The sequence below is a fragment of the Nocardia sp. NPDC046763 genome (genome assembly GCF_040645495.1).
Classification (GTDB): Bacteria; Actinomycetota; Actinomycetes; order Mycobacteriales; family Mycobacteriaceae; genus Nocardia.
Genome location: NZ_JBEYYI010000031.1, coordinates 36324 through 51209, shown reverse-complemented (window position 1 = coordinate 51209; position 14886 = coordinate 36324). Strand labels below are relative to the sequence as shown.

12 protein-coding genes are annotated in these 14886 nt (G+C 69.1%); 3 read left to right on the top strand and 9 right to left on the bottom strand.

Annotated elements, in window-relative coordinates:
• Positions 1-17: 17 nt before the first annotated feature.
• The 4 genes from ABZ909_RS36010 to ABZ909_RS35995 form a co-directional block, all read right to left on the bottom strand.
• Positions 18-917 carry a universal stress protein gene (locus ABZ909_RS36010; RefSeq protein WP_357009071.1) on the bottom strand — a complete coding sequence of 300 codons (900 nt, stop codon included), beginning with the start codon at positions 915-917 and terminating at the stop codon, positions 18-20.
• Positions 918-945: 28 nt separating this feature from the next.
• Positions 946-1944 (bottom strand): NAD(P)H nitroreductase, encoded by a 999-nt coding sequence (locus tag ABZ909_RS36005; RefSeq protein WP_357009068.1) that lies wholly within the window; start codon positions 1942-1944, stop codon positions 946-948.
• A gap of 72 nt (positions 1945-2016) precedes the next feature.
• The gene (locus tag ABZ909_RS36000) at positions 2017-2964 is read right to left on the bottom strand and encodes a universal stress protein (protein ID WP_357009065.1); all 948 of its coding nucleotides are present in this window, start codon (positions 2962-2964) and stop codon (positions 2017-2019) included.
• Positions 2965-2984: 20 nt separating this feature from the next.
• Complete coding sequence (locus tag ABZ909_RS35995; protein WP_357009062.1) at positions 2985-3917, bottom strand: universal stress protein; 933 nt, start codon at positions 3915-3917, stop codon at positions 2985-2987.
• Between the two features lie 515 nt (positions 3918-4432).
• Between ABZ909_RS35995 and ABZ909_RS35990 the strand changes: the two genes are divergently transcribed.
• Positions 4433-5386, top strand: coding sequence for a universal stress protein (locus ABZ909_RS35990; protein ID WP_357009060.1), 954 nt, complete (start codon positions 4433-4435; stop codon positions 5384-5386).
• Complete coding sequence (locus ABZ909_RS35985) at positions 5383-7134, top strand: adenosylcobalamin-dependent ribonucleoside-diphosphate reductase (RefSeq protein WP_357009057.1); 1752 nt, start codon at positions 5383-5385, stop codon at positions 7132-7134. The genes ABZ909_RS35990 and ABZ909_RS35985 overlap by 4 nt, the downstream gene beginning before the upstream one ends.
• Before the next feature lie 84 nt (positions 7135-7218).
• Here ABZ909_RS35985 and ABZ909_RS35980 read toward each other — a convergent pair whose 3' ends face one another.
• The 3 genes from ABZ909_RS35980 to ABZ909_RS35970 form a co-directional block, all read right to left on the bottom strand.
• Complete coding sequence (locus ABZ909_RS35980; RefSeq protein ID WP_357009054.1) at positions 7219-8685, bottom strand: AMP-binding protein; 1467 nt, start codon at positions 8683-8685, stop codon at positions 7219-7221.
• 93 nt (positions 8686-8778) lie between these two features.
• Positions 8779-10383, bottom strand: a complete 1605-nt coding sequence (locus tag ABZ909_RS35975) for a hypothetical protein (RefSeq protein ID WP_357009051.1) — start codon at positions 10381-10383, stop codon at positions 8779-8781.
• Positions 10380-11321, bottom strand: a complete 942-nt coding sequence (locus tag ABZ909_RS35970; RefSeq protein ID WP_357009048.1) for an ABC transporter ATP-binding protein — start codon at positions 11319-11321, stop codon at positions 10380-10382. The genes ABZ909_RS35975 and ABZ909_RS35970 overlap by 4 nt, the downstream gene beginning before the upstream one ends.
• A gap of 458 nt (positions 11322-11779) precedes the next feature.
• Here ABZ909_RS35970 and ABZ909_RS35965 point away from each other — a divergent pair, with 458 nt between their 5' ends.
• A complete protein-coding gene (locus ABZ909_RS35965) occupies positions 11780-12334 on the top strand; it encodes a flavodoxin domain-containing protein (RefSeq protein WP_357009045.1) in 555 nt (184 codons plus the stop codon).
• A 90-nt stretch (positions 12335-12424) separates the two neighbouring features.
• On the opposite strand, the gene ABZ909_RS35960 is transcribed toward ABZ909_RS35965, so the two are convergent.
• Both ABZ909_RS35960 and ABZ909_RS35955 read right to left on the bottom strand, forming a co-directional pair.
• Positions 12425-13417, bottom strand: coding sequence for an NAD(P)H nitroreductase (locus ABZ909_RS35960; RefSeq protein WP_357009043.1), 993 nt, complete (start codon positions 13415-13417; stop codon positions 12425-12427).
• Between the two features lie 78 nt (positions 13418-13495).
• Positions 13496-14443, bottom strand: coding sequence for a universal stress protein (locus ABZ909_RS35955; protein WP_357009040.1), 948 nt, complete (start codon positions 14441-14443; stop codon positions 13496-13498).
• Positions 14444-14886: the final 443 nt, after the last annotated feature.

Genomic DNA, 14886 nt, shown 5'->3' with positions numbered 1-14886 from the left:
GCCGCCGAGTGATCCGGTCACTGGCCACGCACGATGACGATCGGGCAGTCGACGCTGTGCAGCAGGGCACTGCTGGTCGAACCCAGGAGCATGCCGGTGAAGCCGCCCCGTCCATGGCTGCCGACGACCACCAGCTGCGCGTGTTCGGCCTCCTCCACCAGCGAGCGAACCGGACGATCCTTCACCAGAATCCGCCGCACCGGGACATCGGGATACCGCTCGGCGTATCCGGCCATCTCCTCACCGAAGGTCGCCCGCTCCTGCTCCTCGATGGTCTCCCACCCCGACATCGGCAGGTAGGGTCCGCTGACGTCGCTCCAGGCGTGCAGTGCGGTCAGGCCGGTCTTGCGCAGCGACGCCTCCTCGAACGCGAGCTCCAGCGCCGCAACGCTGTTCGACGTGCCGTCGACACCGACCAGGACCGGCTGCCGCGCCGATATCGGGTCCGCCGCCGCGGTCGAATGGATGACGGCAACGGGACAGTGCGCGTGGTGGGTCACCGCGGTGGCGACCGATCCCAGCAGCCCACGCCGGAGCGCGCCGAGCCCGCGACTGCCGAGCACGACCATCCGGGCGTCCCGCGACAGGTCCATCAAGCGCGCGATGATCGGCTCCACGGTGACTTCCGAGGACATCTCGACCCCTTCGCCGGGCAGTGTCTCGGACGCGATGCGGGTCGCCTCACCCACGATGCGTTCGCCGTCCAGTTCGAGCGAAGCCATGTCGGGGGCATCGAGCACGGCGGTCGGCGGCGGCCCGGCCGGCGTGCAAATCGATGTGACGATGTGCAAGGGGGTCCCGTGCCGCGCGGCATCCAGCGCCCCCCAGGCCACCGCCTGGTAGGAGACGGCCGAACCGTCCGCGGCCACGACGATCGGTGGATTCGGATCCACCTGCGGGACAAGGTTTTCAGTCATTTTTTCGCTCCTGACTCTGGTGTCTTCGCTATTGCTCACCCGACAGGCTCAGGGATTCGGCCGGACGAACGATGTCCTCGAGCGGGAGCCGGGGTGTGGTGGGTACCGGTGCGGCGCTGGTCGCCGCCCAGCCCATCCGGATGATCAGCTGCGGATAGCCGAAGTCGCCCAGCAGATCCCGGCGGATCCGGGTCCGCACACCGGTGACTTCGAGAGGTTCGCTCAGCGCGCAGGTGGCCAGCCCCCGCGCGGTGGCCTCGAGCAATACCGCGCTCGCCACCTCGCCGGCGCGCAGCCAGCCCCACAGATCATCCGAGGCGGTACACACCAACAGCATTCGCGCGGCCTCCTCGGTGTCACTCACGACCGCCTCGGGCAGGCGGGGGTCACCGAACGGCCGGACCGTCGCATCCGGGGGGACAACCGCGTTACGCGCGGGTACGCCCTGCGCGCTGGCGTGGTGACCGCTCCATTGCGCCAGCTCGGCGTTGTAGCCGGCGTCACCGCGGTGGGCGGTCGCGGCGTCGACGAAAGCGCGCATCAATCGCGCGTGCTCCCCGGTCGTGTCGATCTCCCGGACCTGCACCCCCGGTACTGCCGCGCCCGCGGCGACGACCGCGGATACCTGCGCGGGCGGCACCTCCCACGAGGTGAACCGGCGACGGTCGCTGCGCCGCCGCGCAATAGCGCGCGCCAGACGCGTGGCGGATACGTCGGGCTCGGCGTGGTGGAGTTCCAGGGCGGCGAGATGTCTCGGCTCATCGGGGTTCGGGAACCGGTGCACGACCGTATCCCAGCCGACCGCGCGCAATGCCACGCGCAGATGATGCAGCGCCGCACCACAACTCACCACCAGCTCCCGGCTGTCGGGGTCGGTGTAAGGCAGCCGGCGGCTGTCATCGGCGTAGAGGTGCACCGTGGTGTCGCCGACCCGCCACAGCCACGGCTGGGTGTTGTGCACCGACGGCGCCCGCACCGCCAGCGCCACGGCGGCGCGGATGGTGTCGTGATCGGGGAGAGCCGACATCGCCTGTCCTTCCTCGGAATTCTCGTGCCCTCAGCATGGCCCGTGCGACAGGCCGCCGGTGACGGCCGAAAGTCACTGTCCGGCGGGTTCTTCGGCCCGGTTTTGCGGTGGCCGACGGACCACCAGGACCGGGCACTGCGCCAGATGCAGCAGCGCGGTGCTCACCGACCCCAGCCCCATCCCGGCGAATCCGCCCCGGCCGTGGCTGCCGACCACCACGAGCTGCGCGTTCTCGGCCTCCTCCAGCAGCGCGCGCACCGGCGTATCCGAGGACACGACCCGGTGCACGGTGACCTCCGGACAGCGCTCGACGTAGCCTGCGAGGGCCGCTTCCAGCAGCACATCCTGGGTCTTGCGAATCGCGTCCCACCCCATCACGGGCAGGTCGAAGCCACCCGTATCACTCCACGCCTGCACCGCGATCAAGTCGGACTTTCGCCGCGATGCTTCCTCGAAGGCGAGCTCGATGGCCGGCACGCTGTTCGCCGATCCGTCCACCCCGACCACCACCGGTTTCGACGCCGACACCGGGTCCGTCTCCGAAACACCGTGCACGACCGCGACCGGACAGTGCGCCTGCCGGGCCAGCGCGGTGCTCACCGACCCCAGCACGACCCGCCCGATCGCGCCGAGCCCCCGATTGCCGACCACCAGCAGCCGCGCCCGCCGCGAGCGCTCGATCAACGCGCCGATGATCATGTCGAAGATGAGTTCGGTCCTGATGTGCAGACTCGCCCCCGGCACGGCGTGGGTAGCGATACGCGCGGCGTCGGCGAGCACCTGCTGTCCTCGCTGCCTCAGGTCACGCCTGTCGTCGGGGTTCTGTTCCGTGGCCCCCGCCACGATCGGGTTCGCGTACGAGGTGACGATATGCAGCGGGCAGCCCCGCATGTCGGCTTCGATCGCGGCCCACATCACCGCCTGATAGGAGATCTCGGATCCATCCGTGCCGACGACGATTCCCAGATCATCGTGATCCGAATGCTCGAAACTCGTTGCGGGAATAGCATTCTCTTCCATGACGTCTCCTGATTCGGCGGCTACTCGGCTCGCTCCGCGGGATGGACGACCATGATCGGGCAATGGGCGTGCTGCACCAGCGTGTGCGTCGTCGAACCCAGGAGCATGCCGGTGAAGCCGCCGCGGCCGCGGTTGCCGACCACGACCAGTTGCGCGTGTTTGGACCACCCTTGCAGCTTCTCGGCCGGGGCGGAGACATAGATGCGGCGAGTCACCTGCACGTCCGGGTACTTCTCCTGGAAGCCCGCGAGTCGTTCGGTCAGGAGGGCTGCCTCGAGTCCGTCCACCTCGACGAGGTCGGCGGGGGCTCGGTCACCGAGGTATTCGCCGAAATCCCAATCGCTCCAGACATGTACGGCGACCAGGTCGGCGTGGCGTTCGGCGGCTTCGGCGAAGGCCGTGGCGATGGCGGCCTCGCTGACCGGGCTGCCGTCGACGCCGACCACGACCGGTCCGGTCTCGCGGAGGGTGTCGTGCGCATCCGGATCCGGGCGCACCACGATCACTGGACTGTGGGCATGGGAGGTGACGGCGAACAGCGTGGATCCCAGATGGACGAATGTCCCGGCGTTTCCGGTCGCTCCGAGCACCACCGCGTAGGCGGCCGCGCTCAGCTCCACCAGCAGTCTGCTCGCATTGGTCACCGAAAGCCGTGTCGCGGTCCGCAATCCGGGTTCGATCCGCAGCGCCATCTCCTCGGCCTCGCGAACGAGCTGCTGCCCTCGTGCCCGCACCGCGTCGACCACCGACGACGGCACCACCCCGGAGGGGCTTCCGGAACTGCTGACTCCGCCCAGATCGAGGGCGTGCACGATCTGGAGCTCCCGGCGCCGCTGGGCGGAATAGCTCGCGGCCCAGCGCAGCGCGAGCTGCGATCCGAGCGATCCGTCCACTCCGACCACGACACCGGCCGAGGCCAATTGGTGCCGATCGTCATAAGCCTCGTATGTCATCACGTCCTCCTCTGCGGAACAGGCGTTTCGGGGCTGCCCGAGACCGCCGGTGAGAACCACCTCGGCCGGGTGTCACGTTCTTGCTGGTACAGCTCGGCGATGCGGCAGGTGGGTGCCCAACATCGGGACAGCGGGCGGCGCCACGGCGTTCCACAGTTCGGCGAGGTCGGGCAGCAGCGAACCGGGCTGACGATGTACGGACAGCAGGCTCATGGCCCCTCTTTCCGAGAGGTAAACTGTTCTGACACACTAGATTTCACGCTCCAGACCGCCGGTTTAGTAGGGCATCGAGTCGTCGCTGCCGGGGACGGTGGTCCTTTCGCCGGTGACGGAAGTCCTTCGGACGGCCGGCGGCGGCAGGGCGACGGCGGTGATCTTGTACTCGGGACAGTCGGTGACCTCGTCAGAAAGTCGGTTCGGAGGGGCACCCAGCCTCCGGTTCCGAGGGCTTTGGTCCCGCGATCCCGGGTGCGGGGTCCCTAGCCGACGGGAGCAACGCGGCGAACCCTGGCTATATGGAGACGAACATCCCCACTGCGGTGACCGCTGAACCCGGGCCGGTCGTCGCCGGCATCGACGGCTCCCGGGTGGCCGTCGCCGCCGCCGGGTGGGCCGCGGCCGAGGCCGTCGCCCGGCATGCCCCGCTGCGATTGGTCTCCGTCGTGCCCGCGATCGACAAGCCCGCATTCCGGCCGGGCGGGCAGCGGTACCGGGAGGCCCACGCGGCGCTCGAGGACGCGCGCTCCGCGATACTCGCGCGGCACCACGCTGGTGAGGATGCGGACCCGCTCGAGATCAGCATCGCTGTGCTGCGAGGGCAGGCCGATCATGTACTCGTCGAGCTCTCGCGGTCGGCGATGCTCATCGCGCTGGGCGCCCGGGACGTCGGGTTCGTCTCTCACATGGTGCTGGGATCCACCGCGCTGGCGGTGACCCGGGAGGCGAGCTGCCCGGTCGCGCTGGTCGGACGGCCCGCGGCCGAGCACGGTTCGATCCTGGTCGTGGTCGGCACCTGGTACACCGCCCGGGCGGCCCTGCTCGCCGGGTTCCGTGCGGCGCGAGATCGCGGCACAGGCGTCACCGTGGCGCGGGTGTGGCAAGGGCGGCAGTGGGCGTCACCATCCGATTACGCGATGTGGTCGGGGCTTCCGCCCGATCACCACACGGCGACCTCGGTCGTCCCCGACGCCCAGCTACGGCAGTATCAGCGTGACTTCCCGGATGTGGAGGTGCGGCCCGTCACGGTGGTCGGCGATGCCGCTGCGGTGGTCGAACGCCTCGGCGCCACTGCGCAATTGGTGGTGATCGGGCATGATCCCGAGTCCGCCCGTACGGCGCGTCTGGGCAGCCTCACCCAGGATCTCGTCCGCCACGCGCCCTGCCCGGTGCTGGTGGTCCCGGACCCGCCCGGAACCGAGGTCGTATCCCGCGATACGGCAACGGCTTTCCCCCGGATCGTCACGCGATGAGCGACCTCCGAGCCGGGAACCCGCATGCCCTGATCGACGATCTCGGGCTCGATCCGGCGGCCCAGGCCGTGCTCGCCGAGCGCTACCTGCTCCGCGACGACGCCGGCGTCGTCCGCGAAACCCCCGGCGGCATGATGGATCGCGTTGCGGCCCATGTCGCCCGCGCCGAGGACGAATATCGACCGGGAGAGTCGGCCGTCTGGTCCGAGCGCTTCTCCGCGGTGCTGCGCGCCCGCGAATTCCTGCCCAACTCACCGGCTCTCATGAACGCCGGGACCTCGCTCGGCGTGCTCTCGGGCTGCTTCGTTCTCCCCGTCGCCGATTCGCTGGAGTCCATCTTCGCCACCTTGCGTACCGCCGCGTTGCTGCACCGGAGCGGGGCAGGCGCCGGATACTCGTTCTCCGAGTTACGCCCGCGCGGCGCACGCACCTCGAGTGGCGGCACCGCAAGCGGACCGGTGTCGTTCATCGGCCTCTATAACTCTGCGGCACAGGTGGTCCGGCTGGGAGGGCGGCGCCGGGCAGCCAATATGGCGGTGCTCGACGCGCATCACCCCGACATCGAGGAGTTCGTCGCGGCCAAATCCGATCCGGAGGCGCTGCCCACGTTCAATCTGTCGGTGGCGGTCACCGACGAGTTTCTGCACGCCGCAGAACAGGATCGCGCGCATCGGCTCATCGATCCGCATTCCGGCCGCCTCGTCCGGGAGGCCCGGGCTCGCGAGTTGTTCGATCGGATCGCCGAATCCGCCTGGCGCGGAGGCGAACCGGGCCTGCTGTTCCTCGACGCGGTCAACCGCGCCAACCCGGTGCCGGAGCTGGGCGCGCTGCGGGCCACCAACCCGTGCGGCGAGGTGCCGCTGGCCCCGTACGAGTCCTGCACGCTCGGATCGGTGAATCTCGCACACTTCGTCACCGGCGACGGACTCGACGAACAGAGGCTCGCACAGGTCGTCGCGATCGCGGTCCGCTTCCTCGACGACGTGCTCGACGTGTCCGAGTATCCCCTGCCCGACCTGGCCGCCGCCGCGCGTGCGACCCGCAAGATCGGCCTCGGGGTCATGGGCCTCGCGGAAATGCTTGCCGCCCTGGGCCTCCCGTACGACAGCACCGACGCCGTCCACTTCACCGGCGGGCTCATGGCGCGCATCGCCCGCTGGGCGCACGCCGCCTCGCGGCAGCTGGCCGCCGAGCGCGGCCCGTTCCCGCTCTTCCCCCACAGCCGGTGGGCCACCGGGTCCCCCATGCGCCACGCGCAGGTCACCTCGATCGCACCCACCGGCACCATCTCGCTGATCGCAGGCACGTCCGCCGGCATCGAACCCCTCTACGGCCTCGCCTACACGCGGCACATCATCGGACGCGACTTCCCGCATATCGATCCCCTGTTCCGGGCGCGCGCCACGGCCGCAGGGGCGTGGTCCACCGTCTTGGAAGACGAAATCCTCTCCACCGGAACAGCTTCCGGCGCGATCGGATTGCCGGATGAGCTCCGCCGTACCTTTGTCACCGCACACGAAATCGAGCCGATCTGGCACATCCGGATGCAGGCCGCCGTCCAACGCCACACCGACGCCGCCGTCTCGAAGACGGTCAACCTCCCCGAATCCGCCACCCCGGACGACATACGCCGGGCCTTCCAGCGCGCCTGGCAGGCCGGCGCGAAGGGCATCACCGTCTACCGTTCCGGCACCCGCCCCGGCCAAGCGCTGCGATGCACCGACACCGAGTCGTGCGAGGGCCGGTAACCGGGGTGGTCCGGGCCGCGCTAATCGGCCGTGCTCTCCACCTCGAAGGGTCCGATCAAATGGTCGGCGGACCTGATGACATCGTCAGGCGCGTCCGACAAACCAGTAGTAGCCGTCCCGGTCGCGGCGGGCCAGATCGCCGCCGAGATACCAGCCCGCCGCGAAAGCTCGTGCGTACCTTTCGGGTTCGTGCCAGTAGCCGCGGAACATCGACGGCCAGCCCGCCCGCACCGCCAGCTCGCCGACCTCGTCGACGCCCGCGTGCTCGACATCGCCATCGGTGATGACCGCACGCCCGTCCGGCCCGCGGCGCAGGATGGCGGCCTCGATGCCGGGCAACGGCCGGCCCATCGAGCCCGGGCGGATCTGTTCCGCCGCCAGGTTGGCGATCATGATCGCGCCGCTCTCGGTCTGCCACCAGTTGTCGTGGATCGGATGGCCCAGCACCCGATCGCCCCACACCACCGCTTCGGGGTCGAGCGGTTCACCGACGCTGGCGACGAAGCGCAGGCACGACAGGTCGGTGCCGGCGGGCAGTTCATCGCCGCGGCGCATGAGCATGCGCACCGCGGTGGGTGCGGTGTACCAGACCGAGACCCGCTCGGCGGTCAGGATGTCGTACCAGCGCTGGGCGTCGAATTCGGCCTCGTCGCTGATCACCGTGACACCCAGGCACAGCGGGGCGATGACCCCGTAGGACATGCCGGTGACCCAGCCGGGATCGGCCGTGCACCAGAAGACGTCCCCGGGTCGCAGGTCGAGGGCGTAGTGGGCGGTGATCCGGTGCGCCAGCACCGCGCCGTGCACATGCACCACGCCCTTGGGCCGGCCGGTGGTGCCGCTGGTGAAGTGCAACAGGGCGGGATCCTCGGGACCGGTTCGCACGATCGGGAATTCGTCATCGGCGACGGCCATGGCGAGGGTGAGCCCAACGGTGTCGTCGATCGGGTCGTCGTCGATTCCAGCGTCGGTGAGCACCACGTGCCGCAGGGCCGGCAGCGCGGAGCGGTTCGACGCGACTCTGCGGCGGTAGAGATCCGAGCTGGTGATCAGCGTCGTCGCGCCGGACAGTTCCAGGCGCTGCCGCACCGGTTCCGGGCCGAAGGCCGAGAACAGCGGGGAGACGACGCATCCGGCCTTCCACGCGCCCAGCGCCGCGATGTAGAGCTCGGGGGTCCGGCCGAGTAGCAAACATACCCGGTCCCCGCGTTGCACCCCCAGCCCGCGCAGCACATTGGCGAACCGGTTGCCGAGCGTGGCGAGTTCGGCGTAGGTGAGGGTGGTGTCACCGCCCGTGGCGGCCAGCCACCGCAGGGCGGGCGCGTTCTCCAGCGGCGTGCCCAGATGCTGATCCACGGCCTCGTACGCGATGTTCAGCCCGCCGCCGGGCAATCCCGCGAGACTCGATCGCGCCACTTCCCAGGTGAATTCCCGGTAGGACAGCTCATAGTTGGTGGCATTGGCCGCGGCGCGCTCGAGCGCGGACTTGTCGATCGGATCCCAGCGCATCGGCTGGTACTGCCGCGGGCTCTCGTGGTCGACGGTCTTCATGGAAACCTCCCACTGCCAGTCAACGACGCCGACCCCCGCGACGGGCAGTGCGCAAAGTCCATCGCGGTGAGGACCTCCGTCGCCGCCTGGTCGTCATGCGAGCGCCAGATCGCGGCGGCGGAAGATGAGCAGCGCCAGCGCGAACAACCCCAGGCCGAGCATGGTGAGCACGGCGACAGGCGCGACGGCGAAATGCTGCAGGGGCATCCGGGCGAGGGCATGGAATGGCGAGACCTCCAGCGACCAGGCCGGAGCTTCGAGCGCGGTGCCCACGGAGTCCCAGAGGAATGCCGTGGCGACCAGAGCGTGCACGAAGGAGACGGCTCGGGGTGCGAGCGCCAGCACCGCGGTCGCGGCGCCCACCGTGGTCACGATGAGCGGGAGGCTGTTCGCCGACGCCGCCAGCAGGGAACCGAATCGAAGGTGTTCGCCGGTGAGCGCCGCGCCGGTCCAAATGCCCACCGATGCGACCACAGTCAAACCGGCAGCCAAGGACACCGCCAGCAGCGCGCGGCCGAACAGCCATCGGAGCCGGGAGTGCGGCATGGCCAGCACGACCTCCAGCCGGCCCGCCGATTCCTCGCTGCGGGCCGCCACGACCAATGTCACGGCCAAGAGCGCGGCCAGCAACTGGACCAGCGAAAAGAGCGTGGCGACAAAGCCGTCGACGGCGATCTGGCGACCGAAGAACTGTGTGTAGATCGGGGTGCGCTGCATGAAGTCGAGAATGGTCTTGACCAGGCCGCCCATCAGCAGGGTGTAGGCGATGGTCCCGGCGAACCAGAAACTCAGCTGCGGAATCTCCTCACGCAGGGCGGCTTGCCACGCCGAGCCGAGCAGGAGTCGCCGCGGCGGTCGGCTGTCCCGGGCCCCGAGCACGCCCCGGCCGATATCGCGGATTCGCAGCAGATACGCGGAAAACGCTACTGGCACAGCCGTTCCGGCGGTAATAGCCACCAGCGTGAGCAGCGGTGGCGCGGCCGGTGGGCGCAGTTCCTCGAACCAGCCCAGGGGCGTGAGCCATCGCAGCCACGGAATGCCCGCACCGATGTCGGCGGGCATGCGGATAATCAAGGCCGCCACCAGAATTCCCGCCGCGAGCAACCGCGCGCCGCGCACGGTGGCGGCCAGTTGCGCGGTCAACGCGCCGACCGCGGCGAACAGCAGCGCGGGCAATGCGAGCTGCAGCCCGAGCTCGCCAGTGTTGGCGGCACTGAGCAGATGCTGCGGCACCCCGACCGCGGCGAGCACCGACACGGTCACCGCCATGATCACGAGAGTCTCGACGGCCGTGGCCGTGAGCGCCGCCGCGAACCAGCGCCGCCGGGACTGTCTGCCGCTGAGCACCAGTTCGCCTCGGCCCGCGTCTTCCTCTCCGCGCAACGCACCGGTCGTGATGATCGCCGCCCACATGGCCATGATGATCCCGACGCTGGTCATGCTGCGCCACGCCACCCAGCCGGCGGGCGAGGCGATGTCGTAGGGGTAGCCGTACAGCGCGCGCAGCGCACCATTGTTCGTCAGCGGCGCGAGCATCGTGGTCCGAGTCGCCTGATTCGGGAACACCACCACATAGGTTTGCAGCGCGGCCGTGCAGAACACCGCCATCAAAACCGTCATCACCGCCAGCGATATCCGATTGGCGCGCAATCGCGCTCGCACCATGACGACGAAGCCGTGCACCGCCTCGAGGTTCATCGCCGTGCCTCCGCTGTGCTCCCGGCCCGGCCGGTCCGGGTGCGGCTGCTCGCGCCATCGTGATAATGGATCAGGAAGATCTCCTCCAAGCTCGGTTCCCGGCTGTCGATCGTCGTCACCGGCAACCTGGTGAGCGCCGCCAGCAGCGGTCCCATCTCACCGCGGACCTCCAGTGCCACATGGTGATCCCCCGCATCGACCACCTCGACCCCGGCGACCGCGCGCAGCGGAGCGATATCGACGCCGTCCCGCGCGAAGCTCACCTCCACCGTCCGCGCCGACAGGTGCCGCAGTTGCGCCAGGGTGCCCTCATCGATGAGCCGGCCCGCCCGCAGAATGCCGATCCGGTCGCACAGGGCCTCCACCTCGCTGAGCACGTGCGAGGACAGGAACACCGTCTGCCCGCGGTCGCGGGCTTCACCGACGGTCTCGCGAAAAGCGGCCTCCATCAAGGGATCCAACCCTGAGGTCGGTTCGTCGAGAACAAGAATCTCGGCGCGGGTCGCGAACGCCGCCACCAGCTGCACCTTCTGCCGGTTACCCTTCGACAGCGCGCGAACCTTCTTGTCAGGATCGAAATCGAAGCGCTCGATCAGCCGGTCGCGGTATGCGCGATCGCAGCCGCCGCGCAGATTCTCCAGGTATTCGAAGGTTTCCGCGCCCGTCAGTGACGGCCACAGCAACGCCTCCGAGGCGACGTACGCACAATGCCGGTGCGCGGCAACCGGATCGGCCCAGGCGTCCCGGCCCGCAAGGCGCACCGCGCCCGCGGTCGGACGATGCAGACCCAGCAGCAGCCGGATCGTCGTCGTCTTGCCCGCGCCGTTGGGGCCGAGGAAGCCGTAGATCTCCCCCGCCTCGATATCGAGTTCGAGACGATCGAGCGCGAGAGTGGATTGGTACCGCTTGGTAACTGCGTGCGCCTCGATGACACCCATGGTCCTTACCTCCGACCAGCGATGGAATGCTCCCCCATTCTCGGCTCCGGTCCCGGCACCGGCCATGGGCCAATGTCGTCGAATCAGCGGTGGTGCCTCACGCACCTATGCGGGGACCCTCGTTTGCGCTGGTCGGTGCCGCTGGGGGCGAGCCTCCGCCATGCCGCCGCCCACCCGGCCTTGCGGTGCATGCCCAGCAGGACCTCGCTGCCCCAGCCGATGTGTCCACGGCCCTCGATCGGCCCACGACCGTCAGCCCTGGCACGCCACGATCACCGGGCACGCGGCGGTGCGCAGAGGTCCGGTGCCGACGTGCCTGCTTCGATCGCCCGATGAGGGCTCCAAGCTCCCGAAGGAGCGGGACTTCCATGTCCCGCCGTCGGGCTGGTGACCATCGTCCCCTCCGGCCGGGTATGAGGCCTCTGATTCTGCACCGCCACGGGGCGCACGCTCGGCATATGGAGAATCGCAAGCCTGCAGTCAGCATCGTTTTCGCTTCGGCTCAGGGGTCGACCCGGGAGATCGCCGAGTACATCGGCAACGATCTCGCCGCCCGGGGCGCGACCGTCGAGGTCGCCGACGTCGAGCACGCACCGGACCTGTCGCGTTTCGACGCCGTGGTCATCGGCAGCGCTGTGCACGATATGGCCCTGCTGCCCACCGTCGCGGAGTACGTGGCATCCCACCGCGACGAACTCAGCGCTCGGCCGGTCTGGCTCTTCAGTGTCGGCATCGGACCGGCGCTGCGCGGACCGATCGGCCATCGCATCGGCCGCATGGTGCCGAAACGCATTGCCGGCGTGCGTGACTCGATCAGCCCGTGTGGGTATCAGGCCTTCGCCGGGCACTACGAGCGCGTCGGCGTCTCCCTCGGCGCACGCATCCTCTACCGTCTGCTCGGCGGCGGTCGCTACGGCGACCTGCGGGACTGGACCGCCATCAGCACCTTTTCGGATTCCATCGCACAGGCTCTGAATCTGCGCACACCGCACACCATTCCGATTCATCCCTGACGGCCCCGCGGACACAGGATTCGACATCGTCGATCCCACACTGATCGACCGGATCAGCGCGGCATGACCATCCCGGCGTGGTCGGTGCGATCAGTCGGCCGATTCTGCCGGTTGCAGCGGGTGGACCACCTCGTCCAGCGCGAGGCGGGGGCTGGGCGGGACCGGGTCGGCGCTGGTCGCCGCCCAGCCCATTCGGATGATCAGTTGCGGGTGGCCGAAACCGCCGAGGATGTTCGTGCGGATCTGTTCTCGGATGGCCGGCAGTTCCAGAGGTTCGGTGAGAGCGCAGGTGGCCAGGCCGCGGACGGTTGCGGCCAGCAGGGCCGCGCTGGTGGATTCGCCGGCGCGCAGCCAGGCGAGGGGATCGTCGGATCCGGTGCTGAGCAACAGCATTCGTGAGAATTCGTCGGTGTCGCGGACTACGGCTTCGGGGAGCCGAGGGTCGGAGAACGGACGGACGGACGGATCCGTGGAGACCACGGCGTTGCGGGCAGGGACGCCGGATGCTGCGGCGTGGTGACCGCTCCAGGCATGCAATTCCGCGATGTAGTCCGGGTCTTGGGCGTGGCTCGCCGAGGCTTGCTCGAAGGCCTGCTCCAGTGCCTCACGCGCCCCGAGGGTGTCGGCGTCGCGAATTTCCACGCCCACGACACGGGCGGCGGCGATGACTTTGTCCGCGTGCACGGCGGGCACCTCCCAAGAGGTGAAGTGCCGCCGGTCGCTGCGGCGTCGAGCGATGGCCTGCGCCAGCTGCACCGTCGTGATATCGGTGGTCCCGGAGTGAAATTCGATCGCGGCCAGATGTCGCGGATCCGCGCGATTCGGGAGCCGATGCACCATCGTCTCCCATCCGGACGCGCCGATCGCCACTCGCAGGTGATGCAGTGCCGCGCCGCAGCTGAGCACCAGTTCGCGGCGGTCGGGGTCGGTGTGCTTCAGCCAGCGAGTGTCGTCGGCGTACAGATGCAGGGTGCTCTCCCCGATACGCCACTCCCAGGGTTGCGTGTTGTGTATCGACGGGGCGCGCACAGCCAGGGCCAGTGCCGCGCGGATGGTGTCGGCATCGGGATGCGTCCTCGACATCGCTATTCCTTCCTCGGGATTCGCACCTTCGTACTGTTCAGCATGTCTCGATGGGTGGCCGTTGGTGACGGCCGAAAGTCACTGTCCGGCGGGTTCTTCGGCCCGGGTTTGCGATGGCCGACGGACCACCAGCACCGGGCACTGCGCCAGATGCAGCAACGCGGTGCTCACCGACCCCAGCACCATCCCGGCGAATCCGCCCCGGCCATGGCTGCCGACCACCACGAGCTGCGCGTTCTCGGCCTGCTCCAGCAGCGCGCGCACCGGCGTATCGCAGGCGACGACCCGGCGCACCGTGACATCGGGATACCGTTCGGCGTACCCGGCGAGTGCCGCTTCCAGCACCACATCCTGGGTCTCGCGGATCGCGTCCCAGCCCATCACGGGCAGGTCGAAGCCGCTAGTATCGCTCCACGCGTGCACCGCGATCAGTTCGACCTTGCGCTGCGATGCTTCCTCGAAGGCGAGCTCGATGGCCGGCACGCTGTTCAGCGACCCGTCCACCCCGACCACCACTGGTTTCGGCACCGACGCCGGGTCCGTCTCCGAAACACCGTGCACGACCGCGACCGGACAGTGCGCGTGCCGGGCCAGCACGGTACTCACCGACCCGAGCACCGCGCGCCGAATCGCGCCGAGCCCCCGATTGCCGACCACCAGCAGCCGGGCCCGGCGGGAGCGCTCGATCAGCGCACCGGTGATCATGTCGAAGATGAGTTCGGTTCCGATGTGCAAGCCCTCGTCCGGTACGGCGTGGGCAGCGATGCTCGCGGCGTCGGACAGCACCTGTTGCCCCTGCAGCCGCAGATCACGCAGGTCGTCAGGGCCGAGTTCCGGGGCCCCCGGCACGATCGGGCTCGCATACGAGGTGACGATATGCAGCGGGCAGCCCCGCATGCCGGCTTCCACGGCGGCCCACGCCACCGCCTGATAGGAGATCTCGGACCCGTCGGTGCCGACGACAATCCCCAGATCCTCGTGCTCGGGGTGCTCGAAACCCGTTGCGGGAACCGCATTCTCTTCCATGACGTCTCCTGATTCGGCGATGCCCCGAGCATCGCGCACGGGCACCCCCGGCCACAGAGAACAACGTCATCCCTCGGCGGGCCATCCTCCCCCACCCGCGCGATGCCCGATACCGCGAACACCAGTCGTCAACAGTGTCGGACTTCCCGGCCGATCGGGGCACAACGCCCTTCAAAGCTCATACGTCGCGGACCGACCATTTCTGCATGCGCAACGACGAGGCCACTCAGATCCGATCCACCCGCGAGATTGAAACCCCACTTCGCGACTTCCCCGAGTTGTTTCATGCCGCGGTCGGGTCGTCGGTTCTGACGGGCCGATCGAATCGGGTCGCATCTGCGGAAGTCGATTCGCCGTCGTGGGTGGGTACACACCGGGAGGGAGTCGGGCGGGGTTACCCGGTGTGTACCTGGCGCGGACGACGCTGTCCACAGCCCGCTGCG

Bases quoted from the DNA above. Each gene is read 5' to 3' on its own strand.
- ABZ909_RS36010 (WP_357009071.1), bottom strand. From the start codon at position 917: ATGACTGAAAACCTTGTCCCGCAGGTGGATCCGAATCCACCGATCGTC.
- ABZ909_RS36005 (WP_357009068.1), bottom strand. From the start codon at position 1,944: ATGTCGGCTCTCCCCGATCACGACACCATCCGCGCCGCCGTGGCGCTG.
- ABZ909_RS36000 (WP_357009065.1), bottom strand. From the start codon at position 2,964: ATGGAAGAGAATGCTATTCCCGCAACGAGTTTCGAGCATTCGGATCAC.
- ABZ909_RS35995 (WP_357009062.1), bottom strand. From the start codon at position 3,917: ATGACATACGAGGCTTATGACGATCGGCACCAATTGGCCTCGGCCGGT.
- ABZ909_RS35990 (WP_357009060.1), top strand. From the start codon at position 4,433: ATGGAGACGAACATCCCCACTGCGGTGACCGCTGAACCCGGGCCGGTC.
- ABZ909_RS35985 (WP_357009057.1), top strand. From the start codon at position 5,383: ATGAGCGACCTCCGAGCCGGGAACCCGCATGCCCTGATCGACGATCTC.
- ABZ909_RS35980 (WP_357009054.1), bottom strand. From the start codon at position 8,685: ATGAAGACCGTCGACCACGAGAGCCCGCGGCAGTACCAGCCGATGCGC.
- ABZ909_RS35975 (WP_357009051.1), bottom strand. From the start codon at position 10,383: ATGAACCTCGAGGCGGTGCACGGCTTCGTCGTCATGGTGCGAGCGCGA.
- ABZ909_RS35970 (WP_357009048.1), bottom strand. From the start codon at position 11,321: ATGGGTGTCATCGAGGCGCACGCAGTTACCAAGCGGTACCAATCCACT.
- ABZ909_RS35965 (WP_357009045.1), top strand. From the start codon at position 11,780: ATGGAGAATCGCAAGCCTGCAGTCAGCATCGTTTTCGCTTCGGCTCAG.
- ABZ909_RS35960 (WP_357009043.1), bottom strand. From the start codon at position 13,417: ATGTCGAGGACGCATCCCGATGCCGACACCATCCGCGCGGCACTGGCC.
- ABZ909_RS35955 (WP_357009040.1), bottom strand. From the start codon at position 14,443: ATGGAAGAGAATGCGGTTCCCGCAACGGGTTTCGAGCACCCCGAGCAC.